Annotated in this window: 24 protein-coding genes and 1 pseudogene; 13 read left to right on the plus strand and 12 right to left on the minus strand. The window is 64.4% G+C overall.

What is annotated here, in order from left to right:
• The first annotated feature begins 1 nt into the window (after nucleotide 1).
• The 6 genes from ACWDTF_RS16110 (at nucleotide 2) to ACWDTF_RS16135 (ending at nucleotide 4,854) form a co-directional block, all read left to right on the plus strand.
• Nucleotides 2-754 carry an SDR family NAD(P)-dependent oxidoreductase gene (locus tag ACWDTF_RS16110; protein WP_355273699.1) on the plus strand — a complete coding sequence of 251 codons (753 nt, stop codon included), beginning with the start codon at nucleotides 2-4 and terminating at the stop codon, nucleotides 752-754.
• A gap of 15 nt (nucleotides 755-769) precedes the next feature.
• Nucleotides 770-1,201 carry a tautomerase family protein gene (locus tag ACWDTF_RS16115; RefSeq protein WP_240857753.1) on the plus strand — a complete coding sequence of 144 codons (432 nt, stop codon included), beginning with the start codon at nucleotides 770-772 and terminating at the stop codon, nucleotides 1,199-1,201.
• 211 nt (nucleotides 1,202-1,412) lie between these two features.
• Entirely contained in the window at nucleotides 1,413-2,231 is an 819-nt protein-coding gene (locus tag ACWDTF_RS16120) for an alpha/beta hydrolase (RefSeq protein WP_355273695.1), read from the plus strand.
• Between the two features lie 45 nt (nucleotides 2,232-2,276).
• Nucleotides 2,277-3,500 carry a cytochrome P450 gene (locus ACWDTF_RS16125; protein ID WP_240857751.1) on the plus strand — a complete coding sequence of 408 codons (1,224 nt, stop codon included), beginning with the start codon at nucleotides 2,277-2,279 and terminating at the stop codon, nucleotides 3,498-3,500.
• The gene (locus ACWDTF_RS16130) at nucleotides 3,500-3,700 is read left to right on the plus strand and encodes a ferredoxin (RefSeq protein WP_240857750.1); all 201 of its coding nucleotides are present in this window, start codon (nucleotides 3,500-3,502) and stop codon (nucleotides 3,698-3,700) included. The genes ACWDTF_RS16125 and ACWDTF_RS16130 overlap by 1 nt, the downstream gene beginning before the upstream one ends.
• Nucleotides 3,697-4,854: an NAD(P)/FAD-dependent oxidoreductase gene (locus tag ACWDTF_RS16135; protein WP_355273689.1), complete on the plus strand. Its 1,158-nt coding sequence runs from the start codon at nucleotides 3,697-3,699 to the stop codon at nucleotides 4,852-4,854. Before ACWDTF_RS16130 ends, ACWDTF_RS16135 begins: the two co-directional genes overlap by 4 nt.
• Here ACWDTF_RS16135 and ACWDTF_RS16140 read toward each other — a convergent pair.
• From ACWDTF_RS16140 to ACWDTF_RS16160, 5 genes are all read right to left on the minus strand, one after another.
• On the minus strand, nucleotides 4,805-5,860 hold the full coding sequence (locus tag ACWDTF_RS16140; protein ID WP_240857748.1) for an AraC-like ligand-binding domain-containing protein: 1,056 nt from the start codon (nucleotides 5,858-5,860) through the stop codon (nucleotides 4,805-4,807). The two genes, ACWDTF_RS16135 and ACWDTF_RS16140, sit on opposite strands and share 50 nt — an antisense overlap.
• A gap of 48 nt (nucleotides 5,861-5,908) precedes the next feature.
• Nucleotides 5,909-7,165 (minus strand): acyl-CoA dehydrogenase family protein, encoded by a 1,257-nt coding sequence (locus tag ACWDTF_RS16145; RefSeq protein WP_240857747.1) that lies wholly within the window; start codon nucleotides 7,163-7,165, stop codon nucleotides 5,909-5,911.
• Between the two features lie 124 nt (nucleotides 7,166-7,289).
• On the minus strand, nucleotides 7,290-7,499 hold the full coding sequence (locus tag ACWDTF_RS16150) for a tautomerase family protein (protein ID WP_449754654.1): 210 nt from the start codon (nucleotides 7,497-7,499) through the stop codon (nucleotides 7,290-7,292).
• A 2-nt stretch (nucleotides 7,500-7,501) separates the two neighbouring features.
• A complete protein-coding gene (locus ACWDTF_RS16155) occupies nucleotides 7,502-8,302 on the minus strand; it encodes a 2-keto-4-pentenoate hydratase (protein WP_240857745.1) in 801 nt (266 codons plus the stop codon).
• On the minus strand, nucleotides 8,299-9,090 hold the full coding sequence (locus tag ACWDTF_RS16160; protein WP_355273680.1) for a 2-keto-4-pentenoate hydratase: 792 nt from the start codon (nucleotides 9,088-9,090) through the stop codon (nucleotides 8,299-8,301). Before ACWDTF_RS16160 ends, ACWDTF_RS16155 begins: the two co-directional genes overlap by 4 nt.
• A gap of 88 nt (nucleotides 9,091-9,178) precedes the next feature.
• Here ACWDTF_RS16160 and ACWDTF_RS16165 point away from each other — a divergent pair, with 88 nt between their 5' ends.
• Nucleotides 9,179-9,931 (plus strand): IclR family transcriptional regulator, encoded by a 753-nt coding sequence (locus ACWDTF_RS16165; RefSeq protein ID WP_449754655.1) that lies wholly within the window; start codon nucleotides 9,179-9,181, stop codon nucleotides 9,929-9,931.
• 17 nt (nucleotides 9,932-9,948) lie between these two features.
• Here ACWDTF_RS16165 and ACWDTF_RS16170 read toward each other — a convergent pair whose 3' ends face one another.
• The 3 genes from ACWDTF_RS16170 to ACWDTF_RS16180 form a co-directional block, all read right to left on the minus strand.
• On the minus strand, nucleotides 9,949-10,758 hold the full coding sequence (locus ACWDTF_RS16170) for an IclR family transcriptional regulator (protein WP_449754656.1): 810 nt from the start codon (nucleotides 10,756-10,758) through the stop codon (nucleotides 9,949-9,951).
• A 153-nt stretch (nucleotides 10,759-10,911) separates the two neighbouring features.
• The gene (locus ACWDTF_RS16175; RefSeq protein ID WP_433259642.1) at nucleotides 10,912-11,442 is read right to left on the minus strand and encodes a flavin reductase; all 531 of its coding nucleotides are present in this window, start codon (nucleotides 11,440-11,442) and stop codon (nucleotides 10,912-10,914) included.
• Between the two features lie 5 nt (nucleotides 11,443-11,447).
• Complete coding sequence (locus ACWDTF_RS16180; RefSeq protein WP_449754657.1) at nucleotides 11,448-13,013, minus strand: 4-hydroxyphenylacetate 3-hydroxylase family protein; 1,566 nt, start codon at nucleotides 13,011-13,013, stop codon at nucleotides 11,448-11,450.
• A gap of 134 nt (nucleotides 13,014-13,147) precedes the next feature.
• On the opposite strand from ACWDTF_RS16180, the gene ACWDTF_RS16185 reads away from it, so the two are divergent.
• Nucleotides 13,148-14,149: an AraC family transcriptional regulator gene (locus ACWDTF_RS16185; protein WP_449754658.1), complete on the plus strand. Its 1,002-nt coding sequence runs from the start codon at nucleotides 13,148-13,150 to the stop codon at nucleotides 14,147-14,149.
• 11 nt (nucleotides 14,150-14,160) lie between these two features.
• Here the strand turns inward: ACWDTF_RS16185 and ACWDTF_RS16190 are convergent, their stop codons facing one another.
• From ACWDTF_RS16190 to ACWDTF_RS16200, 3 genes are read right to left on the minus strand one after another with little or no spacing between them, the layout of a single operon-like run.
• On the minus strand, nucleotides 14,161-14,460 hold the full coding sequence (locus tag ACWDTF_RS16190; RefSeq protein WP_355273668.1) for an EthD family reductase: 300 nt from the start codon (nucleotides 14,458-14,460) through the stop codon (nucleotides 14,161-14,163).
• Between the two features lie 38 nt (nucleotides 14,461-14,498).
• Nucleotides 14,499-15,524 (minus strand): 2Fe-2S iron-sulfur cluster-binding protein, encoded by a 1,026-nt coding sequence (locus ACWDTF_RS16195; RefSeq protein ID WP_449754659.1) that lies wholly within the window; start codon nucleotides 15,522-15,524, stop codon nucleotides 14,499-14,501.
• Nucleotides 15,525-15,567: 43 nt separating this feature from the next.
• Nucleotides 15,568-16,794, minus strand: coding sequence for a cytochrome P450 (locus tag ACWDTF_RS16200; RefSeq protein WP_449754660.1), 1,227 nt, complete (start codon nucleotides 16,792-16,794; stop codon nucleotides 15,568-15,570).
• Between the two features lie 122 nt (nucleotides 16,795-16,916).
• On the opposite strand from ACWDTF_RS16200, the gene ACWDTF_RS16205 reads away from it, so the two are divergent.
• From ACWDTF_RS16205 to ACWDTF_RS16220, 4 genes and pseudogenes are all read left to right on the plus strand, one after another.
• Nucleotides 16,917-17,912, plus strand: coding sequence for an AraC-like ligand-binding domain-containing protein (locus tag ACWDTF_RS16205; protein ID WP_449754661.1), 996 nt, complete (start codon nucleotides 16,917-16,919; stop codon nucleotides 17,910-17,912).
• Nucleotides 17,913-18,061: 149 nt separating this feature from the next.
• A pseudogene (locus ACWDTF_RS16210) lies at nucleotides 18,062-18,877 on the plus strand (mycofactocin-coupled SDR family oxidoreductase).
• A gap of 343 nt (nucleotides 18,878-19,220) precedes the next feature.
• Entirely contained in the window at nucleotides 19,221-19,616 is a 396-nt protein-coding gene (locus ACWDTF_RS16215; RefSeq protein ID WP_240860886.1) for a tautomerase family protein, read from the plus strand.
• Between the two features lie 30 nt (nucleotides 19,617-19,646).
• Nucleotides 19,647-20,954, plus strand: a complete 1,308-nt coding sequence (locus ACWDTF_RS16220; protein WP_240860887.1) for an MFS transporter — start codon at nucleotides 19,647-19,649, stop codon at nucleotides 20,952-20,954.
• A gap of 88 nt (nucleotides 20,955-21,042) precedes the next feature.
• Here the strand turns inward: ACWDTF_RS16220 and ACWDTF_RS16225 are convergent, their stop codons facing one another.
• A complete protein-coding gene (locus ACWDTF_RS16225) occupies nucleotides 21,043-21,225 on the minus strand; it encodes a hypothetical protein (protein WP_449754662.1) in 183 nt (60 codons plus the stop codon).
• 114 nt (nucleotides 21,226-21,339) lie between these two features.
• On the opposite strand from ACWDTF_RS16225, the gene ACWDTF_RS16230 reads away from it, so the two are divergent.
• The gene (locus ACWDTF_RS16230) at nucleotides 21,340-22,209 is read left to right on the plus strand and encodes a universal stress protein (RefSeq protein ID WP_355273716.1); all 870 of its coding nucleotides are present in this window, start codon (nucleotides 21,340-21,342) and stop codon (nucleotides 22,207-22,209) included.

Here is a 22,209-nt window from a genome sequence, read left to right on the forward strand (position 1 = left end):
CATGTCAGTCGACGAAACCTGCGTGGTGGTCGGTGCGACCGGCGCCATGGGGGCGATCTTCACCGAACGTCTGGCGGCGAAGGGCTACCAGGTAGTCGCGGTGGCGCGTTCGGCGGACGAGCTGGAGAAGCTTGCCGCAATCAGTGATCTGGTCGTCTGCTGCGCGGCGGACATCGCGAGTGACGAGTCTGTGGATCAGATCAAGGGATCCTTGGACGGACCGGTCCGCATGGCCGTGTTCGCGGCCGGCCTTCCGGTCAAGGGATCGGCCGACTCGATCGAGCCGTCGGCGCTGGCAACCGCGGCCAACATCAAGGTTGCGGGGCCGGTACGCCTCCTGCAGGGGGTCCGCGATCGCCTCGTCGAGGGGTCTCGCTTTGTGGCGATCGCCGGGTCACTGGGCTTGGAGCCGGGGCCGCTGGACGCCGGCCCGGGCACGGCGAACGCCGCTTTGCTCAACCTCATGCGACAGATCAGTGCGCTCTACGGACCGAAGGGCGTCACGACGCACACCATCGCTCCGGGTCCGATCGACACACCTCGCCTCCGACGCTTCATCGAGACGGAGTCCGCCGAGACCGGTCAGCCGATCGAGCAGATCTGGGATCGGTACCGGAACAAGACCACGCTCGGTCGATTGCCGACTCTCGACGAGATCGCCTGGCTTGTCGAGACACTGCTCGCCCCGCAAGCGTCCGTCCTGCACGGTTGTGTCCTGACCGCCGACGGTGGCGTGCGACGCGGAATCCAATGACATGTAGGAGTTTCCATGCCCGTAGCCCATTTTCACCTACCCACAGGACTTGCGACGGCGGAGCAGGAGCGGTCGTTGCTGATCGAGTCCAGCACGCTCTACTCGCAGATCCTTGACTCACCGATCGAGCGGGTCCGGACCTTCGTCGTGCACTACGAGCCGACGCAACTTGCCGTCGCGGGTGAGATCGTGGCCGAGGGTGGTTCTGCTGCACCGTATTTCACCGCGATCGTGCTCGCTGGGCGCCCAGCTGCACAGCGACAGGAACTAATGGCCGCCTTCACGACTCTGATCGTCGATGTCCTCGGCGTCGAGCGCGGACTCGTGCGTGGCCAGATCATTGAAGTGGCGCCGGAAAACTGGGGGATCGGCGGCAAGGCCGCCAGTGCCGTGCGTTCGAAAGAGGTCGCGGACCGCGCGAGAGTAGAGAGCGGAGACTGGCGGTAGGCGAGGATAAGTGTAGGAATTGGCCCGGCGATCACGGATCGCCGGGCCTTTTCGTGTGACTCACCGCTGCGGTGCGCATTGCGCCACGAATTGGTGCGCATGACGACATGGGCATGCATCCGGGCTTGCCATAGTGTTGTGGATCACACCACCAGAATGTTCTGAATCATTGTTCAGCACAGCCTATTTCACACACCCGGAAGGAACTGACATGAGCGATGTGCATGTCCGGTCAGATATCTCGATCGCAACCGTGAACGGCGTGGAGATCACCGCCGACCTCCATCGACCGTCGGCGGAGCTGCCGCCCGTCGTCGTCTACCTGCACGGGGGTGGGTGGCAGCTCGGCGACAAGGCGGACGGTGCCGACGATCGCCTCTCGCGGCTTGCGTCGTACGGCGTCGCAGTGCTGTCGGTGAACTATCGGCTCGGACAGCATGGAGCCTTCCCGAACCCGATCCATGATGTGAAGGGTGCTGTGCGCTGGTTGCGTGCCAACGGAGACAGCTTGCAGGTTGCCACCGAACGCGTCGGTGTGTGGGGCGCGTCCGCAGGTGCGTACCTCGCGACCATGGTCGGCCTGACCGCGGGAGACTCTGCGCTCGAGGGCGACGTGGGCGGGAACCTGCAGGAGTCCAGCCGCGTCGATGCGGTGGTGCACTGGTTCGGTCCGTCGGATCTTGCTGCAAACACGCATCGCAGTGCTGTGGAATCCTTTTTGCTGCCTCCGCCGTTCGAGGCGACCCTGATCGGAGATGCCGAAGTCGATACACCCACCGAGGTGTCCTGGCAGGCGAGCCCGCTCTCCCGGGTCGCGCCCTCGGCGCCGCCATTCCTCATCTCCCACGGTGACCGCGACAGGATCACTCCGCCGGCCCAGAGTCGACTGCTGCACGACTCGCTCGTCGGGGTCGGCGCGGAATCCACATTGGTGGTTCTCGGAGGCGCCGGCCACGAGGGAGCGGAGTTCGACTCGCCCGGCAACCTGGCGATCACCGCAGGATTCCTTTCGGCCCAACTCAATTCGTGACACGCGGCCGAACCCACAGCCCGTTTCGATAAAAGGAGAGCTTCCATGACACACGAATCAACCCTGACCCCAACCACTCCCGATCCGGTTGGTGTACCTGCGTTCGACGTCAACCTGCACGTAGACGAGATCCTGACCAACCCGTACCCGACCTATGCCGAATTGCGAGAGGCCGGTCCGGTCGTCTGGCTGCGCCACTACGGATACTACGCACTGCCGAGGTATACGGAAGTCGCCGAGACCCTGGCTGATTGGGAAACCTTTACCAGCGGTGAGGGAGTCGGTTTCAACGACATGTTCAACTCGATACGGGAAACAAGTCTCATGAACGAAGGAGACTTCCACGACCAGATCCGTCAGGTGGAGGGCTGTCCGATCAAGAAGGGGCCACTCGAGGAACTCAAGCCGCGGCTGGCCGCTTTCACTGACGACCTGATCGCCGAGCTGAGGAGCAAGGGCGAGGGAGCAACGCTGGACGGCGTGGCCGACATCGCAATGCGGATGCCGATCGACGTGGTCACCGATCTCGTCGGTATCGCGGAGGCTGGTCGCGCACAGTTCTTCGAATGGGGCAAAGCGGGTTTCGACAGCATCGGTCCGCTCGATGCGCCGCGAACGATGCCCGCACTGCAGACGATGGCGGGCTACATGCAGTACGCCGAAGAAAACTTTCCCGCCAACATTCGCGACGGTGGCTGGGCCGATCAATTGTTCAAGAACGGTGCCGAGGCCGGATGGGACGAGGCCCTCTGTCGCGGCGTCATGAACGATTACGTGTATCCGAGCATCGACAGCACGATCAGTGCCATCGGGATCGGCTTGTTGCTGTTCGCCCAGCATCCGGATCAATGGGATCTGCTGCGCGGTGACCGAAGGTTGCTGCAGAGTGCGATACCGGAGATCGTCCGGTTGGCCTCGCCGCTCCAATTCTTCACGCGTGTCGCCACCCGCGATGCTGACATCGCCGGCACCCGGATCCCCGAGGGCTCGCGGCTGATCGTGATGTATGGCTCCGCGAATCGCGACGAACGCCAGTTCCCCGATCCCGACGGCTTCGACATCACCAGGAACCCGGCGCAGCATCTGGGGTGGGGGCGCGGTAAGCACTCCTGTCTCGGCAAACCGTTGGCGCGGCTGGAGATGATCACGCTGTTCAACGCCTTGGCCGATCATGTCGAGCGCTTCGAGGCAGGCGCATACCGGTACGAGCCCAACAACATCATCCGCAGTCTCGGCGAACTTGAGCTGTCGATCAGGTGGGCCGACTGATGAAGATCTCTGTCGATTACGACATGTGCGACGGACACGGCGAGTGCGTCATCGCGGCTCCGGAGGTGTTCGATCTCAATGACGACGGTGACACCGTGCTTCTGCTGAACGACGATCCCGGTGAAGAACTGCGGCCGAAGGTGGCCGCCGCCGTGAAACTTTGCCCGGTGGCGGTGTTGCGGATCGAGGACCCCCGATGACGACCGTGGTCGTCGGTGCCGGGTTGGGCGGGCTTCGTGCTGGGCAGCGGATCCGTGAGCTGTCGGGCGATGAGGTGGTGATCGTGGGCGATGAGGCTTACCGGCCGTACAACCGACCGCCTGTCTCAAAGGAGCTTCTGGCCGGCACGATGTCGGCCGAGGAATGCATCTTCCCCGACGCCGACGACGGCTTTCGCTGGGAACTGGGCAATCCCGCGGTCGGTCTGGATCTCGAGCACAACGAGGTTGCGCTCCGACACGATTCGATCGCTTTCGACCGACTCGTCATTGCCACCGGACGTCGTGCGCGGTTGCCGTCCAACATTCCTGACCTGCAGGGTATCCACGTGCTTCGCGGCATCGATGACGCGCGGCGATTCGGCAAAGCGGTCTCGTCGACGTCCAACGTCGTGATCATGGGTGGCGGATTCATCGGGTGCGAGGTTGCCGCGGTGCTCCGTGCTGCCGGGGTCGGGTCGGTGACGATCGTGGAGATGTCCGAAACCGTAATGCCGGTGCTGGGACCGACGATCGGTGCATTCGCGCAGCGTGTCCATGGCCGGCACGGCGTAGACGTTCGCTGCCGCACCGGTGTCGTCGCGATTCATGGGGCCACCTGTGTCGAAGAGATCGAACTCTCCACTGGGGAACGGCTCGCGGCCGACGTGGTGCTGGTCGCGATCGGGTCGCAGCCCAACACGGAATGGCTCACCGGATCCGGTGTCGACCTCGACGGAGGGAATGTCGTGTGCGATGAGTTCTGTTTTGCCGCAAACCGTCCAGACGTTGTCGCAGTGGGAGATGTCGCGCAGTGGACGCACGTCGGTGTCGGCGGCGTGATCAGGGTGGAACACTGGTCGAATGCAGCGGACATGGGCCTGCATGCGGCGGAGAATCTAGTCAACCCGAGCAGCGCCAAGCCGTACGCGCCGATCCCGACATTCTGGTCGGATCAGTATGACTTGCACATCAAAGCGGCAGGCTTCCTCGGTCGGGTGGTCGAATTCCAACCCGTCGAGACGGCGCCCGGAAAGTACAGCTGGGATGGTCTCGACAGCAGCGGTGATCTGATCGCGGGCGTCACAGTGAACGACAACAAGTCCTTCATCGGATATCGACGGCGAGTCGCCGCAGGCTTGACCGTCGAGGCATGATGTCCGAGCCGCCGACGGCCACGTTGATGTTCTCGCCGGCGCGAACCGCACGACGGAATCGGCCCGGGCTCATGCCGAAACGGGCCGAGAAGGCCCTGCTGAAGTGGGAACTCTCCCGGAATCCCACCGACTGACTCAGTTCCGCGACCGTGTGGCTGCCGGACAGGAGAAGGGTCCTGGCGCGCTCGAGACGTATCCATGTCAACCACTCCCGAGGCGCGGTCCCTGCTGTGGCGAAGATCTTCTGCAGGTATCTCACCGACATACCGAGGTCGGCCGCAGCCGAAGAGATGGTGAGGGTCTCGTCGCCGAGCCGTGCGCGGAACAAGGTCTGGGCGCGGAGCAGGTCGTCGCGGTGTGCCGCATCAGTCGCGGATTCGGTCGGCCGTCCGGCGGTGAGGGCTACGAGCATCATGTCGATTGCGGCGGCGGACAATGCGGTCGCGATGCCCGAGTCGACCGGCATGCGGTCCGAGGCAAGTTGTTGCACGAGCCGACTGACCACCGCGCCGGCGCCGGTGTCGGCACCCAAGCGGCGCATTATCAGCGAATCGAGGTCGTCTGCGTCGGCACTGGCGATCAACCGCTGTCGGGGTATCCGGACCACGGTCTGGGTGAAGGACTGCGGAAAGTCGAACCGGTAGGGCAGTGCGGAGTCGATCACGGTGAAATCGCCATGGTCGAGCACCACCGCCTCACCTTTCTGTTCGACGGTGCCCGGGCCCGCGGTGACCGCGCAGAGAAACAAGTCGTGCTCGACCGCTCCGCTGATCATCGCTGGTGTGCGTATTACGGAATGGCCATCTGCGTGGACATTTGTCATCTGCAGATCGCCGAAGTCGTAGGTGGACAACTCGGCGGTGAAGCGCGAGCCACGATCAGACCACTGGGGGTCCATCTCGCAATACACGGTCGCAAGTGTGTTCGTCCACCAGTCGCGACCGCCTGCGGACTCGGTGGTCTCATTGATGTGCCGCTCGGGCCGTCGGGAAATGGTCGCTGCCATTGAGAACACCTCCAAGATCAGTGTCCCACCTGCACCGAACAGGTGGTATCACCCCGTGATATCTCGTCCGAAGATCTGCCGCGCGAGCACCCAGCGCTGGATCTCGTTGGCGCCTTCGTAGATCTCGCCGATCTTCGCGTCCCGATAGATGGCTTCCACCGGGCTCGAGGAATCGTCGTCACCGAGCTCACGAGTGAATCCGAAGCCGCCGAACGCTTGAATGGCGTCGCGGGCCATCTGGACCGAGATCTCGGTGCCGCGGAGCTTTGCCATTGCCGCCTCGGGCTCCGGGAATGCGGTTCCCGAATCCAGACGCAGAGCCGCCTTGAGATACAGATCGCGTGCGATGGCGATCTCGGTGGCGCGATCGGCCATCAAGAACTGCCAGTGCTGTTTGGCAGCGAGGGGTTCGCCGAATGCGTGGCGACTCTTCAAATGCGCTGCGGTGTGATCGAAGGCCGCTTGGGCCATGCCGACTCCGGCAGCGGCGATTCCGATCCGACCATAGGTGAGTGTCTGTAGTGCCACCTTGAGGCCACCGCCTTCCTCGCCGAGAAGTGTGGCCGCCCCGAGCTCGACGTCGTCGAGAATAACGTCGGCGGTGATCTGCCCGTTGTTGCCGAGCTTGCGGTCCGGAACGCCGATGCGGACACCTGGTGTATCGGTCGGAACGATGAAGGTGCTCAGTCGATCTCCGGTCCGGGCCAGCACCACCACGAACGCCGCTACCGCGGAGTTGGTGATCCACCGTTTGCGGCCGTTCAGAATCCAGCCGTCGGCGCGACGCTCGGCAACCGTGGACACGGCGGACGGCGAGAGGTCGCTGGACGCGGCCGGCTCACTGGTCGCGAACGAACCGACGATGTCACCCTTCACCACCGGCGCGAGCCACCGCTGCCGCTGCTCGTCGGTGCCCTGGTTGACTGCGTTACCGGCCAGAATGCAGTGCACGTCGAAGATCGCGGCCACGCTGTTGGAATGGTAGGCGAGTTCCTCGACCGCAGTTGCTGTTGCGGTTGCCGGATGCCGCAGATCGTCACCACCAACATCTCCGGGGAACGGGATCCGGAACACGCCGTTGACGGCAAGTGCGTCGAATGCGTCACGCGGGAACCCGTCGATTCGTTCATCACCGTGCGAGATTCGCTGTGCCAGAGGGGAGATGAACTCGTGCGCCACAGTCCGCACGCGAGAACGGACGTCGCTGACCTCTGCTGGGGACAGGAGATCGTGATACATGGTGTCCGCCAACCGTGCCGGCGGTGCGGCGGGGTTGGCGGGTGGGGTGCTGATCGTCGACGTCATCTGGCGCTCCCAAAGCTTCTGTGCGGATATATACCTCGGGTCTAGTCCCGATTCGAATTCGGCTCAACACCGAGTCGGTTATCTCGACTGCGCGTCGCTTCGCGGCGCAAGTTGTTCGGTTTTGTCAGGGCGACGGCGTGGTGCCCGCCTCCCGTTCGGCCACCGTCACATCCCCGGCCGACCAGTGCGTCTTCGGAACCTCGCGGACGACGACCCGGATGTTCGCGATCGGCGCGCCGATGGCCCGGTGCGTGGCCTCGGTCAATTCATGCATCAGCGCTCGGATCTCCGCCGGCGTGCGACCGTGCGCGATGGTGACGTCGATGAACGGCATGATCAACCTCCTGCGACGGTGACGGAGCCAAGTGAGGTGAAGTGTGCGGCAACGCGACTCCCGGGTTCGACCGCGATGGCGTCGGTCATGCCGCCGGTGAGCACCACCCAGCCCGGTTCCAGGGTCACGCCGCGCGCACCAAAGGTGTTGGCGGCGAATGCCAATGCCTCTGCCGGATGACCGAGCACCGCAGATCCGGTTGCGCTGTCGACGATGTCGCCGTCCACCTCGAGCAGGCACGCTTCCAGCGAGAGATCGATCTCGGAGACGTTCCGCGTGATGGGTCCGGTGAGGTAGACGCCCGAGGAGTTGTTGTCGGCGACGGCGTCGGCCAGGGTGAACTTGAACCCTGAATACCGGCTGTCGATGATCTCGATCGCACCCATCACGTGGTCGACCGCCGCAAGGGCCTGTGCGGCAGTCACTCCCGGCCCGGACAACGGCCGGCCGAGGACGAACGCGATCTCCGGTTCGGCGCGCGGGTGGATGAGCCGCTCGCGCGGGACCGGCAGTCCCGCAGGAAGTGCCATGGCATCGGTCAGCCATGCGACCGATGGTTCGTCGACACCCATCTGCTTCTGTTTGGCCCGAGAGGTGAGTCCCAACTTGATGCCGGTCACCACCTCGCCGCGAGATCGACGGTCCGCCAGCGCGATGTCCTGCGCCGCGTAGGCGACGTCGAGGGTGAGGCCGGGCCACTCGTGTGCGATCGAGGTACGGGCGGTGCGGGAGCGTTCGGCGGTGAGGAGGGTGTCGGCGACCCGGGCGGCATTCCACTGCGCGTCGGTGTTGCTGTTGCTCATCGGTTTTCCCCTTCCATGACGGCGGTGACGGTGCCGAGGCCGGCGATGCTCGCGACAATGGTGTCCCCGGCCCCGATGGGCACCGCCTTGGTCATGGAACCGGGGAGCACCACATGCCCGGGTTCCAGCGTGACGCCCAGTGGCCCGACGGTGTTGGCCAGCCACACGAGCGCGTTGATCGGTGATCCGAGGACGGCGCCGCCTCCGCCGGTGGCGATGAGTTCGCCGTTGACGTGGAGGTTGCAGCCGGCCAACCGGAGGTCGACGTCGGAGAGCTTCGACGGTCGGCTTCCGAGAATGACGCCGCCGGATGACGCGTTGTCGGCGATGGTGTCGAAGATGCCGATCTTCCAGTCGCGGATACGGGAGTCGACGATCTCCAGTGCGGGGAGCACGAAGTCGACCGCGGCGACGGCCTCGGCGACGGTGACACCCGGCCCGGTCAGCGGCTTGCCCAGAACGAACGCAACCTCGGGCTCGATCCGCGGTTGAATGAACGTGCCCGCCGGGATCGGTGCGTGTTCGAGGTGGAACATGCTCGCGGTGAGATGACCGAAGTCGGGTTGGTCGACGCCCATCTGGCGCTGGATCGCCCGCGACGCGAGGCCCACCTTGTGGCCTTTGACGGTGTCCCCGTTCTTCTCCCAGTCCTGAACTTGCGCGAGCGCGATCTCGTAGGCCGCGGACAGTGGGGCGTCCGCGAAATGGGGCGTGAGGGGATCGATGGGTTCCATCGATCGGTATGCGCCGAGAAGGGATTCGGCGGCGACCTGGATGTCATCGGCCATGGGTGGCACGTGCTTTCTGCTCGGGCATCGCGGAACATGACTGCAATGCATTGCTTTCGGTGATGGGGGTGCGGCACGATGGGAAACCGTGCATGGTGAACGGAGTGCGGAACTCGGTTCGATTGCGCGCGCGGTCAGGGTGCTCGATGCCGTCGGCGCTGCCGAACTCGGCATGGGTGTTTCGGAGATCGCCCGCCAGACCGGGATCTCCAAATCGAGTGCCCAGCGGATCGCGGTCGAACTGGTGGAGAACGGGCTGCTCGAACGCGATGGGACGCGGTACCGGTTGGGGCTGCACCTCTTTGAACTCGGTCAGCGGGTTCCGCGGCGTCGAGATCTGCGCGATGCCGCGGCGCCGTTCATGCACGATCTGCGTGAGGCAACCGGTCACTCGGTGCATCTGGCGGTGCTCGACGGTACGTCGGTCGTCTACCTGGATGTGCTGCGCAGTCCCTCGGCCCCACCGCTGCCTACGCGCGCCGGTGGACGGTGGCCGGCGCACGGAACCGGTATCGGCAAGGCGATCCTGGCATTTTCGTCGGCCGACGTCGTCGACCGGGTTGTGGCAGGCGGCCTCCGGCGACTCAGCGAACGCACCATCACCAATCCTGGCCTGTTCGCTGCCGAACTCGCGCGCATCCGGGAACGCGGTGTCAGCTACGACCTCGAGGAGTCTCGCGCCGGAGTGGCCTGCGTGGCCAGCCCCGTCGTCGGCAGCGATGACCAGGTGGTGGCCGGCATCTCGGTGTCGGGATGGCACAACCGCATCAACCTCGATCACTCGGCCGCTGCGGTACGTACTGCAGCTCTTGGTCTTTCGCGTCAGTTGTCGGGTCCCTGATCGTCGGGCCATGAGCATCACCCTGCGACGGCGTGCAGAGTCAGGTTGTCGAGTTCCGTGGGCAGAGGGGTCGGCATCGGCGTGCTCAGCGCGCGCGACACCTCGGCGGACGCGGCGATCACCGCGCGTCGGAACTCCTGTTGTGCCGGTATGAATCGGCTCGCGGGTGCGGTGATGGACATCGCAGCGACCACAACACCCATGTCGTCGCGAATCGGTGCCGCCACACAGTGGACCTCGGCGACGGCCTCCCCGTTGTCGAAGGCGCAGCCTTGGCGCAGTACCGATCTCAACTCGCGGCTCAGTTCGGCGGGATCGGTGATCGTCGACGGTGTGAGCCGCCGCAACGGCTGATTGGTCACGTTGCGTTCGATCTCACCTGGGTCACATTGTGCCAGTAACGCTTTGCCGACAGCGCTGCAGTGTGCGTCGAGGTGCGCGCCGATCCGCGCGCCGTTCACCGTGATCACGTGATTGCCGAGGACCTTGTCGACGTACATCACCCGATAGCGTTCCATGATCGCGAGGTGGGTGGTCTCGCCATACTTCTCGGACAACGATTGCAGGATCGGCGCTGCGCACGTCCGCACATCGACGGTGCCCTGGAGTGTTTGATTGAGTTCCACCACCCGCCACCCGATGCGGTAGCGTCCGCGCGCGCGGCACTGCAGGAGTCCTATGTCGACCAGTGAGGCGAGGAGCGCATGCGCGCTCGACCGGGGAACACCTATCGCGGAGGCCACCTCCGACACGCCCCACTCGGGGCGAGCCACGGTGAACAGATCCAGAACCGGACCGATCTTCTGAACCGTCTGCAGTGCTGCCATGATCAACCTTCCTTGATTCCGTGGAGCGTGAATCGGCTGCCACTATGTGCTTGTTCGGGGGTGCTGTCCACCAACTTGTGCCGCTCAGCGGCACATGAAGCGCAGGACGTGCAGCCAGTTCGTGACTGCACGCCCGCGGTCTATCGGGGCTTGTCAGAAGCCCCACGTACCCGTGTCGCCCTGGAGTTCGAGCGCTCGGAAACTGCCTGTGTAGAAGAGCAGTGGCCGCCCGTCGTCGTACCAGAGTTCCTCGACTCGACCGACGTGCAAAGTGTGGTCGCCGGCGACGTGCGAGTCGGTGACCGAACACGAGAGGTGAACGAGGGCACCGTCGAGCAGTGGGACGCCCTTGCGCCAGGTGAACCGAACGAGATCGGGCTCGTTCGCGGCTCCGGCGAAATGGAGCGACAACGGCTCTTGATCGTTCGCCAGGATGGATACGCCGTAGCGCCCGGTTTCGCTGATCTTGGCGTTCATCTTGGCTCGGTTCGCGATCGACACCAGCACCAAAGGCGGGTCCAGGGAGACCGACGTGAACGCGTTGGCCGTCATCCCGTGCACCGATCCCTCGTCCTCGCTCTCGGCTGTGGTCACGATGGTGACGCCACTGGCGAAGCGGCCCAACGCCTTACGCATGCGGAGGGGAGTGGGCTCCAGGTCGGTGCCCTCCTGCGGCTGAGTCACGGTACTCACCGCGCGGTCCGTAGGATCTGCAGGTCGTCGTTGTTGATCAGATCCGGCCGGGTCCAACCGTTGATGTCGTACTCGGACATGCACTGTTCGGCGAAGCCCTTGAGCGCGACATCCTGCCCTGTGCCCTGATAGGCGAACAAGGTCTGGAAGCGCACGGCCTCGTGGTCGCCGCCGTAGTTGCGTTCGTAGAGTTCGTGGCGGCCACCGAATTCGGAGCCGACGGCATCCCACAGCAACTTCAGGAGCTGCACGCGGTCGATGGCGGCGATGCCGTTGGACCCGCGCACGTACTGATTGAGGTAGGGCTCGATATCCGGGTTCTTCCAGTCGTCGGCGTGCGAGTTCAGGTAGATCAGGCCGCTGCCGAGGACCTGCTGGATGATCTCCTTGATGCGTGGGTAACCGACGCCCATGAATGTGCGGTAGGCGAGTCCGTAGTTGAGATTCGGCTGGACGGCCCCGTTGACCCACTCGTCGGGCGACTTGGCCATCGCGTCGGACAGGCCCCAGAACATGTCTCGCCAGTTGAGGATCTCGCCGATCTGCATCTGCACACCACGGAAGCCTGCCGAACCGGTCATCTCCACGCCCTTCATCACACAGCCGGCGATGAAGTCGAGCTTGACGGCGAGACGTGCACAACCATGGAACATGAAGCGGTTCAGGAAGCCTGATCGCATGACGAAGTTGTTGGTGGTCTCGGCATCGTAGGCGAAGACGTTCTCCCACGGAACGAGGACCTTGTCGAAAACCATGATCGCGTCGTTCTCGTCAAAGCGGCTCGACAGCGGGTAGTCGAAGGGGGTGCCCATCACGGCGGCGTTCATCTCATAGGAGGTGCGGCACAACAGCTTCAGCCCGGGTGAATCCATCGGGACCGTGAAGATCAGGCCGAACTCCTTCTTGCGCAATGGGAGTCCGTAGTGCGCGATGAAGTTGGCGTTGGTGATCGCCGACCCGGTGGCCACCACCTTGGCGCCGGAGACGACGAGTCCGGCGTCGGTCTCGTCGACGACGTGCACGCAGACGTCTGCTGTCTCATCGGCGGGCTTGTCGCGGTCGATGGGCGGGTTGACGATCGCGTGATTGAGGTACAGCACTCGTTCCTGGGACTTCTTGTACCAGTTGAGGGCGTTCTGCTTGTACTCGCCGTAGAAGTCGGCGTTGGCCCCCAGGGTGCCCAGGAACGACGCCTTGTAGTCGGGTGAACGGCCGAGCCAGCCGTACACCTCCCGTTGCCATTCGACGATGGCGTTGCGGGCGGTGAGGAGGTCGTCGGCACTGTGTGCGGTCTTGAAGAACGGGTGGGTGAAGCCTCCGTTTCCGGTGTCGGTGGGCACGGAGAGTACGCCTTTGGCGTCCGGCTGGTGCAGGGCGTCGTACATCCGGGCCACCGAGCGCGCGGAATTCCGGAATGCCGGATGAGTCGTGACGTCGTCGACTCGTTCGCCGCGGAAGTAGATCTCGCGGCCGTCGCGCAGGGAGTCGAGATACTCGGCCCCGGTCATCGGCCGCACGTCGTTGGCGGTGCTCGTACTGGGCGCAATGGGGGTGATGGTCATGGCGTTCATCCTCCGGATCTACTGCCAAACTTGATGATTCGATTGGTGGTCGCCAGGGAGGGGGACTCCGGTATATCGTGACGAGGCCACGTCCCTGTGACGTAGAACACTAGAAGGGTCAGGTGTGGCAAGACATGGCCGAGAGCGAACAATCGGATGACTCTGCGCGACCGGAGTCCGATGACGTGGTCGCCCTGCGGACCTCCGAACTCGACGGCTCCGAGGGCCGCGACGAATGGCAGCACACGCTCGGTCACCTGTACGCAGAGATGGATGTCGACTGGCCGTACCGTCCTGGCGGGTTGGACGCCGAGTGGGGTGGTCGGCCGCTGGGGCGATTGCATTTCAGCAGCATCCGATGCGACGAGCAGACCGTCGTCCGCAGCCCGACAATGATCCAATCGGATTCGTGCACCGACTACCTGGTGTGTCTGGTGACCGACGGCCATGTCGAGGTGACTCAATCGGATCGAACGGCAGTCCTCGAGAGTGGCGCGTTCGCGATCCTGGATCTGGGTTCTCCCTTTGTCTTTCATTCCCCGGCCACCTTTCGGCAGGTTGTTGTCCGTGTTCCGCACGAAGCCATGGCGTCGCGACTGCCCGAGAACGCCGCACGGCTCTCGACCGGGCGATCCTTTGATCCCCATGCCGGGTCGGTGGGGGTCATCGGCCGGCTGATCGTCGACCTGGCGACCACCGAGATGTCGACGACGATCGCGGAGTCGTTCTCGTCGTCGGCGCTGGAGATGCTCTCTGCCGCAATCATCGAAGACACCCCTACCGCGACGCCGGGCGAGCTGCTCCGCCTGCAGGATCTGGCACGCATCCGGCAGGTGATCGACGACAACCTTCACGATCCGGAGTTCACGCTGACCGACGTTGCACACGTCGCGGGGATGTCGTTGCGCAATGTGCAGAAGCTCGTGCGCACGACGGGGACGACGCCCGGAGCCCTGCTGTACGACGCCCGGGTGGACCGCGCAAAGATGTTGTTGCTCAACACTCAAGCTCCGCTGACCGACATCAGTCTCAGTGTGGGGTTCCGTGACGTCTCCCATTTCAGCCGAGTGTTCCGTAAGCAGGCGGGTATCTCGCCGGGGCGCTATCGAAACTCGGAATCGGCTATGGGCCAATGAGGTTCACGAGATCAGGAATCGCCGGAGAACAGCATGGTGGCACCACCTGTGGCGAAGTTGGCGACGTCGGCGGCCGCGGCCTGGCCGGCCGGTGAGCCGAGAGCCCGGAGCGCGTCGTCCTTGGAGTCGAAACGCAACTGCGCCAGCGCGTAGGCTGCCGGTGGGTTCTCATCCAGCGATTCGCATTTGTTCATCGTGAAAGCTCGAACGCCGGTGATCGCATCGACCAACGGAACGTGCTTGGTCGCGTAGTAGTCGTCGAACGCGGCGCTGTCATTCGGCTGGCTGTAGATGATGGTGACGTCATACATGGGAGTTCTCCATTCGTGAGTGTTGGTGTGGTGATCAACTATTCGACTTCGGGTGTGGCTGCGGGGGTGAACTCCTCGCGGAAGATGAGACGTGGAGCCATCCGGCGCCGTTTGAGCGCCTTCACCGACGCCTCGATCATGGCGGGCGGCCCGCATAGGTAGGCGCTCATTCCCTTGCAGGACGAGAAGTCCTCGAGGACGACGTCGGTCACCAATCCGTTGGCGCCCGACCAGGTCTCCTCACTCAGTGCCGGCCGATAGTGCAGGTTGGCGTTGTCTTCTGACAATGCGGTGAAGTACTCGAAGTCGTAGAGGTCTTCGCGGCGACGCCCACCGTGGTAGAGATAGATCTCCGGGACAAGTTGGTGTGCAAGGCTGTGCTGCACAATCGATTTCAAGGGCGCCAACCCTGTTCCGCCGCCAATCAGGATCGCCGGCTGGGGTTGCTCGGCGACGAGATTGAATTGCCCCAGTGGTCCACGCAGCGAGATCGGGTCGCCGACGGACAGTGACGAGAAGATCCAGCCATCGGTCGCCAGGCCGCCTGGGGTCAGCTTGACATGAAACTCGAGACGTCGTGATTCGCTCGGCGGATTGGCCATCGAATACTGTCGGCCGACGCCGGTGCCCGGCACGATCAGCTCGCTGTATTGCCCGGCGTTGAACGTCATCTCCGTGTCGAGTTCGACGACCAGGCGGCGGGTGTTGGCCGCGATGTCGTCGAGTTGAATGACCGTGCCGGTGTAGTCCCGCAGCGGGTGATGGGGCACCCCGTCGTCAACGGCACCGATGGGTTCGACCGTGACGTCGGTCCGCGGAGTTGCCATGCAGGCCAACGCCAGTCCGCTCGATCGTTCCTCGGCGGTCAAGGTGTAGTCGGGTGAACCGTGATGGTCGACCGCACCGCACAGAACCTTCAGTTTGCATGTACCGCAGGTGCCCTGAGTACACGAGTGAGGAATCCAGGCGTTGGCGCGCAACGCGGCATCGAGGATCGGTTGATCCTGCGCCACCGAGAGATCGGTGTCGGTGCCGGCAATCCTGACCCGGTGTGTCTGATCCATGGGCCTCTCCGTGATGTCCGATTCCGGGATCGTCGCGGTCACCTCACACCTCCCAGGCGACGTGCAGTTCCTTGGGTCCTCGGAATCCCCAGCCCCAGAAGTCGACATCATGGTTGGGGTCGAGTTCGATGTTGGGAATCGTCTCGAAGAGCTCCTCGAGGGCAATCCGCACCACCGCACTGGCGAAATACGTTCCGGCGCAGGCGTGAACACCGCCGCCGAAGGTCATGTTCGGGATGACCGCGCGATCGAGGTCATAGGATGTCGGTGCGTCGTAGGCATTCTCGTCGTTGTTGGCCGAGCCGTAGGACAGCATGACCAGCGAGCCCTCCGGCAGGGTGACGCCGCCGACGGTGACCTCACTGGTCGAGACCTTCACGGCGGCCGACCAGATCGGAGCAACCCAGCGCATCCCCTCGTTGACCGCACGCGGGATCAGTGTCGGGTCGTCGATGACCCGCTCGAGCTGTTGCGGACGACTGAACAGTCCGGCCAGCGTGGTGCCCATGGCGTGGCCAGGTTCCTGCATGGCGCCGAGGAGGAACACGTACAGATTCGGATAGACGACGTCGCGGCTACGGGTTTGGCCCTCGGGCATCCCGTCGTGCAGCCAGTGTGAGATGGCCGTGCGGTCGGGGTGCTCGATCCAATGGTCGATCTTCGGGTCGACGTGCGCGATGATCTCGGCCTTTGCCTCGTCGCCGGGGATGAACCCGTCGGGATTGGCGAACTCACTGTCGGCCGTCACGTCGGCGTTGGTGAACGAGACGCTGAGTTTGTGGAACCATTCGCGCAGCTTGTCGGTCGACACGTCGTCGAGGCCCAGCAGGTCGCCGAGTGCTCGCACACTGACGGGTTCGAAGTACTCGGCGACGATGTCCGCGGCGCCGTTGCCCTCGATGGCGGCGAGTCGCTCGCGGGCGAACGGCCGAACGAGCGGATCGATGTACTTGTCCACCTCGGAGGGTTGCAGGTGCGGTTCCACCATGTCCCGCAGGTCGCGATGCTCTGGGCCATTGGTGTTGAGGATTGCCCCGTGCCCGAAGGTGCGGCCGCCGGCCGGTGAGATCACTGCCGGCCAGTTGGCCGAATCCTTGGCGATCTCCATGCACAATTCCCTGGTCGAGACAATGTGCAGGCCCAGCTGCGGAAAGTAGGCAACCGGCGCCTCCCTGCGGAGACGTTCGTACACCGGGTGAGGGTCGGCCTCGAGTTCGGCCATCGTCACTTCCGTGATCCAGCTGGGGGTGAGCGCCTGCGTGGTGGTCATGGGTTCCTCCGTCGGAATAGCGGGATGGAAGGGAGTGGTGGTGAGCGATTGTTCGGCTATGACGCCGCGGGCTGGCCATTCCCTGTGACTTGGAACACTATGAGTCCAGGAGGCGCGAAAGAATGACCGAGACTGCACGGATCCTTGATCCGGAGTGCACAGCGTCGGCCGGCACAGTTGCCCTCAGCACGCGCCGGCTCGCCTCGACCGAAGGGCGCGCGATCTGGGCCGAGACCTTGGATTCCACCTACTGCGAAATGGCGGTCGACTGGCCGTCCGCGCAGACGTCTTTCGCTGCCGACATCCGCGCGCGGCCGGTGGGTGAGCTGTCGGTCAGTGTTGTCCGGGCGGACCCGCACACCGTCGTTCGGACACCCGCGATGATCGACTCCGACCCAGGCGACGACTACCTTCTGTGCCTGATCTCCAAGGGGACCGCCACAATCACGCAGGACGCCCGAACGGCCACACTGGCCCATGGGTCCTTTGGGCTGGTCGATTCATCTCGGCCGTTCGTCGTCAGCGGGAAAACCGAGTTCGAGCAGGTGGTGATGCGCGCTTCCCGATCCCTGCTTGCCTCACGTGTCGGTGCGAACATTGCCGATGGTCTGACGGCACAGGCCATTTCGGCGAATGATGGCGTCGGGCGGTTGGCGTCGAACCTTTTGGTGGACATCGCGACTCACGATGACGTGATCGCTGCCGCCTCCCTCGACGCGGTGTCCTCGGCAGTGCTCGACGTCGTATCGGCCGCCGTCAATCATCAGGCCGCCGGTTTGTCGCTCACCGAACGTGTTCACATCGATGACCTCCGGCGGGTCCAGGCGGTGATGATCCGGGACATGTCCGACCCGGATCGGACGATCGCCGATGCCGCTGCCGAACTTGGGATGTCGGTGCGCTACATACACAAACTGTTCAGCGCCTCGGGCTCGACACCGCGAGCATGGTTGTACGGCAAGAGGATTGACCGAGCGAAGAATCTACTGCTGCAAACCGATCTCGGAGCCGCGGAGATCGGCCTCCAACTCGGGTTCCGCGACGCCTCACACTTCAGCCGCACATTCAGCCGGCGTTGTGGGCGCAGTCCGAGTCAGTTCCGTGCCTCCGGTTCCTGAGAAGGGCAGGCAGCGGCCACTCGCGACACTATTGGCACCCGGTGACAAAACCCGGAGGGTGGTGTGATCGAATGGCGGAGCCGACGTTGTGATGCCGATCACGGCTGAGGCGCTACGGATCAAGTCGTGACAGAAATCAGGTGAGACGAATGACTTCAGGATTCGACGGCAAGGTTGCCTTTGTCACGGGCGCGGCCCGTGGGCAGGGCCGCGCACATTGCGTGGCGCTGGCGCGGGCGGGCGCCGACATTGTCGCGCAAGACCTTGCCGGGCCGTTGCCCGGAGTGCCCTACGACTCACCGACCTCGGCCGACCTCGACGAGACGGTGAAGTTGGTCGAGGCCGAGGGCCGCAGGATCGTCGTCGAGCAGGGCGACGTGCGCGACCTGGATCATCTGTAGGGGCTGGCCCAGCGCGGCGTCGACGAACTGGGTCGGATCGATGTGGTCGTGGCCAACGCGGGTATCTGTATTCCGGCGCCGTGGAACGAGATCACGCCGGACATCCTGCGGGACACGTTGGACATCAACGTCGTCGGCGTCTGGAACACGGTGATGGCCACGGCGTCCCACATGGCCGCAGGCGGCGGTGGCTCGATCATCCTGATCAGCTCGTATGCCGGTAAGAAGGTGCAGCCGTTCATGGTTCCCTACACCACCTCCAAGCATGCGGTCACCGGTATGACCAGGGCGTTTGCTGCCGAACTCGGCCCACTGGGCATCCGCGTCAACAGCATTCACCCGGGCGGCGTGAATACACCGATGGGTTCGGGCGACATGCAGGTGCGGCTCGCGGCCGCCGGTGAAACCAACCCGCGGCTGAACAACATGGGCACCCCGTTCCTGGACACCTACGCCGCCGAACCCGAGCAGATCTCCGACGCGGTGCTGTTCCTCGCGTCCGCCGCGTCGTCATTCGTCACCGCGGAGCACCTCAGCGTCGACGGGGGAGCCCAGTACTTCTGATCCGAAGAGCCCGGTGACCGCCCCCGCTGACCTGGGAAAACGCGTCAGCGCCGTGCCCGCGAAATCTAGGGGAAGAACTTCTTCCCCGGGGTTCATAGTCATCCGCGAGAAATTTCTAGGGGACGACACCAAGGCCGGGGGAAGAAGTTTCTTCCCCCACTTTTTGTGCCGGATCAATGCGGCCGCGACACCCGCCCTCGACGGCGGCCCTCTGCCCGCTTCCACGATCGCCTTGACGACGTCGGCGGGTGGGTCGCCGATCCGAAGACGCCCCACCGGTGAGCGAGAGGTTGCATTTGTCAGTATGTCCGGACATACTAGTGGCAACGAGAGGAGTGCAGCCATGCCGCTGGTCCACATCCATGTGACCGAGGGTCGTCGTACCGATGCCGAGTTGAGAAGATTCGCCGACGTCGTGCAGGACGTGATGCTCGAGCACTTCGCCGCGCCCGATCGGGACCGCTATCAGGTCATCACGGAACACAAGCCGGGCCGCATCATCCTCGAAGACACCGGGCTGGGTTTCGACCGCACCGACGATGCGGTGGTCATCCAGATCTTCCAGCAGGGCCGGACGATGGAGCACAAGCGCGCCGCATTCAAGGCGCTCGCCGAGCGTCTGGAAGCCGAAACCGGTTTGCGTCCAGCCGACTTGGTGATCTCGGTGTCGGCGAACACGCGCGAGGACTGGTCCTTCGGTGAGGGCGTCGCACAGTTTGTCGACGGCGCTCTTGCGTGACGCTTCTGGCGCCGGGTGGACAATGAGACCGTGACCGTCGCCGTTCGCTCCCGTCAGGCCATGGCCATCTGGCTTGTCGGCCTGGCGATCTACTTCGTCGCGGTGCTGCACCGGTCGTCGTTGGCGGTCGCGGGGTTGCTTGCCGCGGAACGATTCGACATCTCCGCATCACAGCTGTCGACGTTCGTGGTCCTGCAATTGCTCGTCTACGCACTCATGCAGATCCCGGTCGGCATCATGGTCGATCGTTTCGGTCCGCGCCGCGTATTGCTCACGGGTACCGCCATTCTGACCGTCGCCCAGCTGAGCTTCGCCTTCGCCGACAGCTACACCGGGGCCCTACTGTCGCGCACCTTCGTCGGTATCGGCGACGCCATGACCTTCATCTGCGTCCTGCGCCTGGTGACCGCGTGGTTCCCGACCCGGCGCATCCCGCTGATGACCCAGTTGACCGGCGTGCTGGGGCAACTGGGTGCCGTCGCGGCCGCGGTACCGATGACGTGGGCGTTCTCGACGCTGGGCTGGACGCGCGCCTACGTGGTCATCGCATCGATCGGCGCGGTGCTGTTCGTCGTGGCGCTGTTCATGGTGCGAGACACCCCCGACGCGCGATCGGCGTCGCGGCCGTCGATGGGTCTGACGGAAATCTGGGATGGGCTCAAGGCGTCGTGGGAGCACCCGGGAACGCGCCTCGGGTTCTGGATGCATTTCTCGACCCAGTTCAGCGCGACGGTGCTCGGACTTCTCTGGGGTTACCCGTTTCTCGTCCAAGGGCAGGGCCAGAGCTCCGCGTCGGCCGGCGTGCTGCTGACCGTGATGGTGCTGTCGATCATGGCCTTCGGGCCGATCTTCGCGTGGCTGATCACGCGTTGGCCGTGGCACCGCTCGACCCTCGTGCTTCTGGTGGTTGCCTCGATCGCGTCGATGTGGGCGCTCGTGCTGGCCTGGCCGGGGTCGGCGCCGTTCGGGGTGCTCGTGGTGTTGGTGGTGGTCTGCGGCATGGGTGGACCCGCGTCGATGATCGGGTTCGACCTCGGCCGGACGTCGAATCCCGTTGTCCGCGTTGGCACCGCGACGGGCATCATCAACCAGGCCGGTTTCCTCGCCAGCCTGCTCACGGTGGCCATGATCGGGCTTGTGCTGGACTGGCGTACGCCCGACGGTGGATCGGGCTACTCGGCGGACGCGTTCACCTGGGCGATGTCGACACAGTTCGTGCTGTGGGGGTTCGGTGCGTTGCAGATCTGGCGCTATCGCCGAAAGGGGCGCAATCGGCTGCTCCGCGAAGACCCGGTGTTGTGGTCGCAGCAGTCGGGGCGGCCGGTGCCGGACCGGTGACGGCTCCGCGACAACGATCTCGAGGTATCAGGTCCGCTTGTTCTGGGTGCGGCTCGTCAGTTCGCCGCGGTCGGATGAACACTCACGACTAGTCGCTGCCGTCGTTCCTCTTGTTCCGATTCTGGACCCGAGTGCGGTAGGCCAGGATGACGCCGCCGACGACGATGGCAAGGAGAATGCCCACAACGACAAGCCATTCCGTGAGGCTGCTGTCACGACCACCGGAGTGGTGCGGCACGTAGACGGAGGCGAGGGCGATCACGTCTGGCATTCTCACACAGCCGTCAACGGTCGTGGTCCGGCGAACACGGCGTTCGTGGTGCCTTTGTCTGGCAGTGTGGATTGCGAGAGTCGACGGTGTGCCAGGTGAGAGGAAGTGGTGACAATGCCGGTCAACGCGCCGATCGTGGTGGCGGTGGACGGGTCGGAACAGGCAACGAATGCGGTGCGGTGGGGATCACGTGCCGCGGTGCGGGAGAACCGTCCGTTGCACATCGTGAGCGTTACCGCGCCGCCCGCCCCGGCGTTCACCCTTGCCGCGGTGTCCGCAGTCGAGGCCTCGGCGAGCGCCGGACGTGCCTTCGCCGAAGCGGCCGTCGAGCTGGCGAAAGGCCTGGCTGAGGACACTGCCGAAGGTGTCGCCGTGAGCGGCGAGGTCATCGAGGGCAGGCCGGGCCTTGCGCTCCGTGACATCTCCAGTCGCGCCCACATCCTGGTGGTCGGCCGCCGCGGTCTGGGCGGTGTCAGCGGGCTGCTCCTGGGTTCGGTCAGCACCCATGTGGCGTCCCATGCCGAGTGTCCGGTCGTGGTGGTGTCGGATCAGCTACCGTCGAGCGGGCCGGTGGTGGTGGGCGTCGACGGTTCGCCGACGTCGACCGACGCGATCGCGCAGGCATTCGCTCAGGCAGGATTCCTCGACACCTCGCTGGTCGCGGTGCACGCCTACGGCGGGTACTCGGGCGCGGCGTTCTTCGAGGCAAGCGAAGAGGTCAAGCGCGAGATGGACGACGAGGCCCGCGAGACTCTGGGCACGCAACTGGCGGGGTATGGCCAGGACTTTCCCGACGTCGACGTCGAGACCGTGGTCACCTCCGATGCCCCGTCGAACCGGATCACCGAACTGTCGAAGGACGCCCAGCTCGTGGTGGTCGGCAGCCGTGGTTACGGAGGCTTCCGCGGACTGATGCTGGGCTCGACCAGCCAAGCGGTGCTGCACGTCGCGCAGTGTCCGGTGATGGTCGTGCAGGCTGCGTAG

Source organism: Gordonia sp. NPDC003422, from assembly GCF_053588675.1.

Coding starts and splice junctions, on each gene's coding strand:
- ACWDTF_RS16140 (WP_240857748.1), bottom strand. CDS start 5,860: ATGGCAGCGACCATTTCCCGACGGCCCGAGCGGCACATCAATGAGACC.
- ACWDTF_RS16185 (WP_449754658.1), top strand. CDS start 13,148: ATGGCCGAGAGCGAACAATCGGATGACTCTGCGCGACCGGAGTCCGAT.
- ACWDTF_RS16145 (WP_240857747.1), bottom strand. CDS start 7,165: ATGACGTCGACGATCAGCACCCCACCCGCCAACCCCGCCGCACCGCCG.
- ACWDTF_RS16225 (WP_449754662.1), bottom strand. CDS start 21,225: ATGCCAGACGTGATCGCCCTCGCCTCCGTCTACGTGCCGCACCACTCC.
- ACWDTF_RS16135 (WP_355273689.1), top strand. CDS start 3,697: ATGACGACCGTGGTCGTCGGTGCCGGGTTGGGCGGGCTTCGTGCTGGG.
- ACWDTF_RS16110 (WP_355273699.1), top strand. CDS start 2: ATGTCAGTCGACGAAACCTGCGTGGTGGTCGGTGCGACCGGCGCCATG.
- ACWDTF_RS16160 (WP_355273680.1), bottom strand. CDS start 9,090: ATGGCCGATGACATCCAGGTCGCCGCCGAATCCCTTCTCGGCGCATAC.
- ACWDTF_RS16205 (WP_449754661.1), top strand. CDS start 16,917: ATGACCGAGACTGCACGGATCCTTGATCCGGAGTGCACAGCGTCGGCC.
- ACWDTF_RS16180 (WP_449754657.1), bottom strand. CDS start 13,013: ATGACCATCACCCCCATTGCGCCCAGTACGAGCACCGCCAACGACGTG.
- ACWDTF_RS16120 (WP_355273695.1), top strand. CDS start 1,413: ATGAGCGATGTGCATGTCCGGTCAGATATCTCGATCGCAACCGTGAAC.
- ACWDTF_RS16150 (WP_449754654.1), bottom strand. CDS start 7,499: ATGCCGTTCATCGACGTCACCATCGCGCACGGTCGCACGCCGGCGGAG.
- ACWDTF_RS16195 (WP_449754659.1), bottom strand. CDS start 15,524: ATGGATCAGACACACCGGGTCAGGATTGCCGGCACCGACACCGATCTC.
- ACWDTF_RS16130 (WP_240857750.1), top strand. CDS start 3,500: ATGAAGATCTCTGTCGATTACGACATGTGCGACGGACACGGCGAGTGC.
- ACWDTF_RS16115 (WP_240857753.1), top strand. CDS start 770: ATGCCCGTAGCCCATTTTCACCTACCCACAGGACTTGCGACGGCGGAG.
- ACWDTF_RS16190 (WP_355273668.1), bottom strand. CDS start 14,460: ATGTATGACGTCACCATCATCTACAGCCAGCCGAATGACAGCGCCGCG.
- ACWDTF_RS16170 (WP_449754656.1), bottom strand. CDS start 10,758: ATGGCAGCACTGCAGACGGTTCAGAAGATCGGTCCGGTTCTGGATCTG.
- ACWDTF_RS16125 (WP_240857751.1), top strand. CDS start 2,277: ATGACACACGAATCAACCCTGACCCCAACCACTCCCGATCCGGTTGGT.
- ACWDTF_RS16200 (WP_449754660.1), bottom strand. CDS start 16,794: ATGACCACCACGCAGGCGCTCACCCCCAGCTGGATCACGGAAGTGACG.
- ACWDTF_RS16155 (WP_240857745.1), bottom strand. CDS start 8,302: ATGAGCAACAGCAACACCGACGCGCAGTGGAATGCCGCCCGGGTCGCC.
- ACWDTF_RS16230 (WP_355273716.1), top strand. CDS start 21,340: ATGCCGGTCAACGCGCCGATCGTGGTGGCGGTGGACGGGTCGGAACAG.
- ACWDTF_RS16215 (WP_240860886.1), top strand. CDS start 19,221: ATGCCGCTGGTCCACATCCATGTGACCGAGGGTCGTCGTACCGATGCC.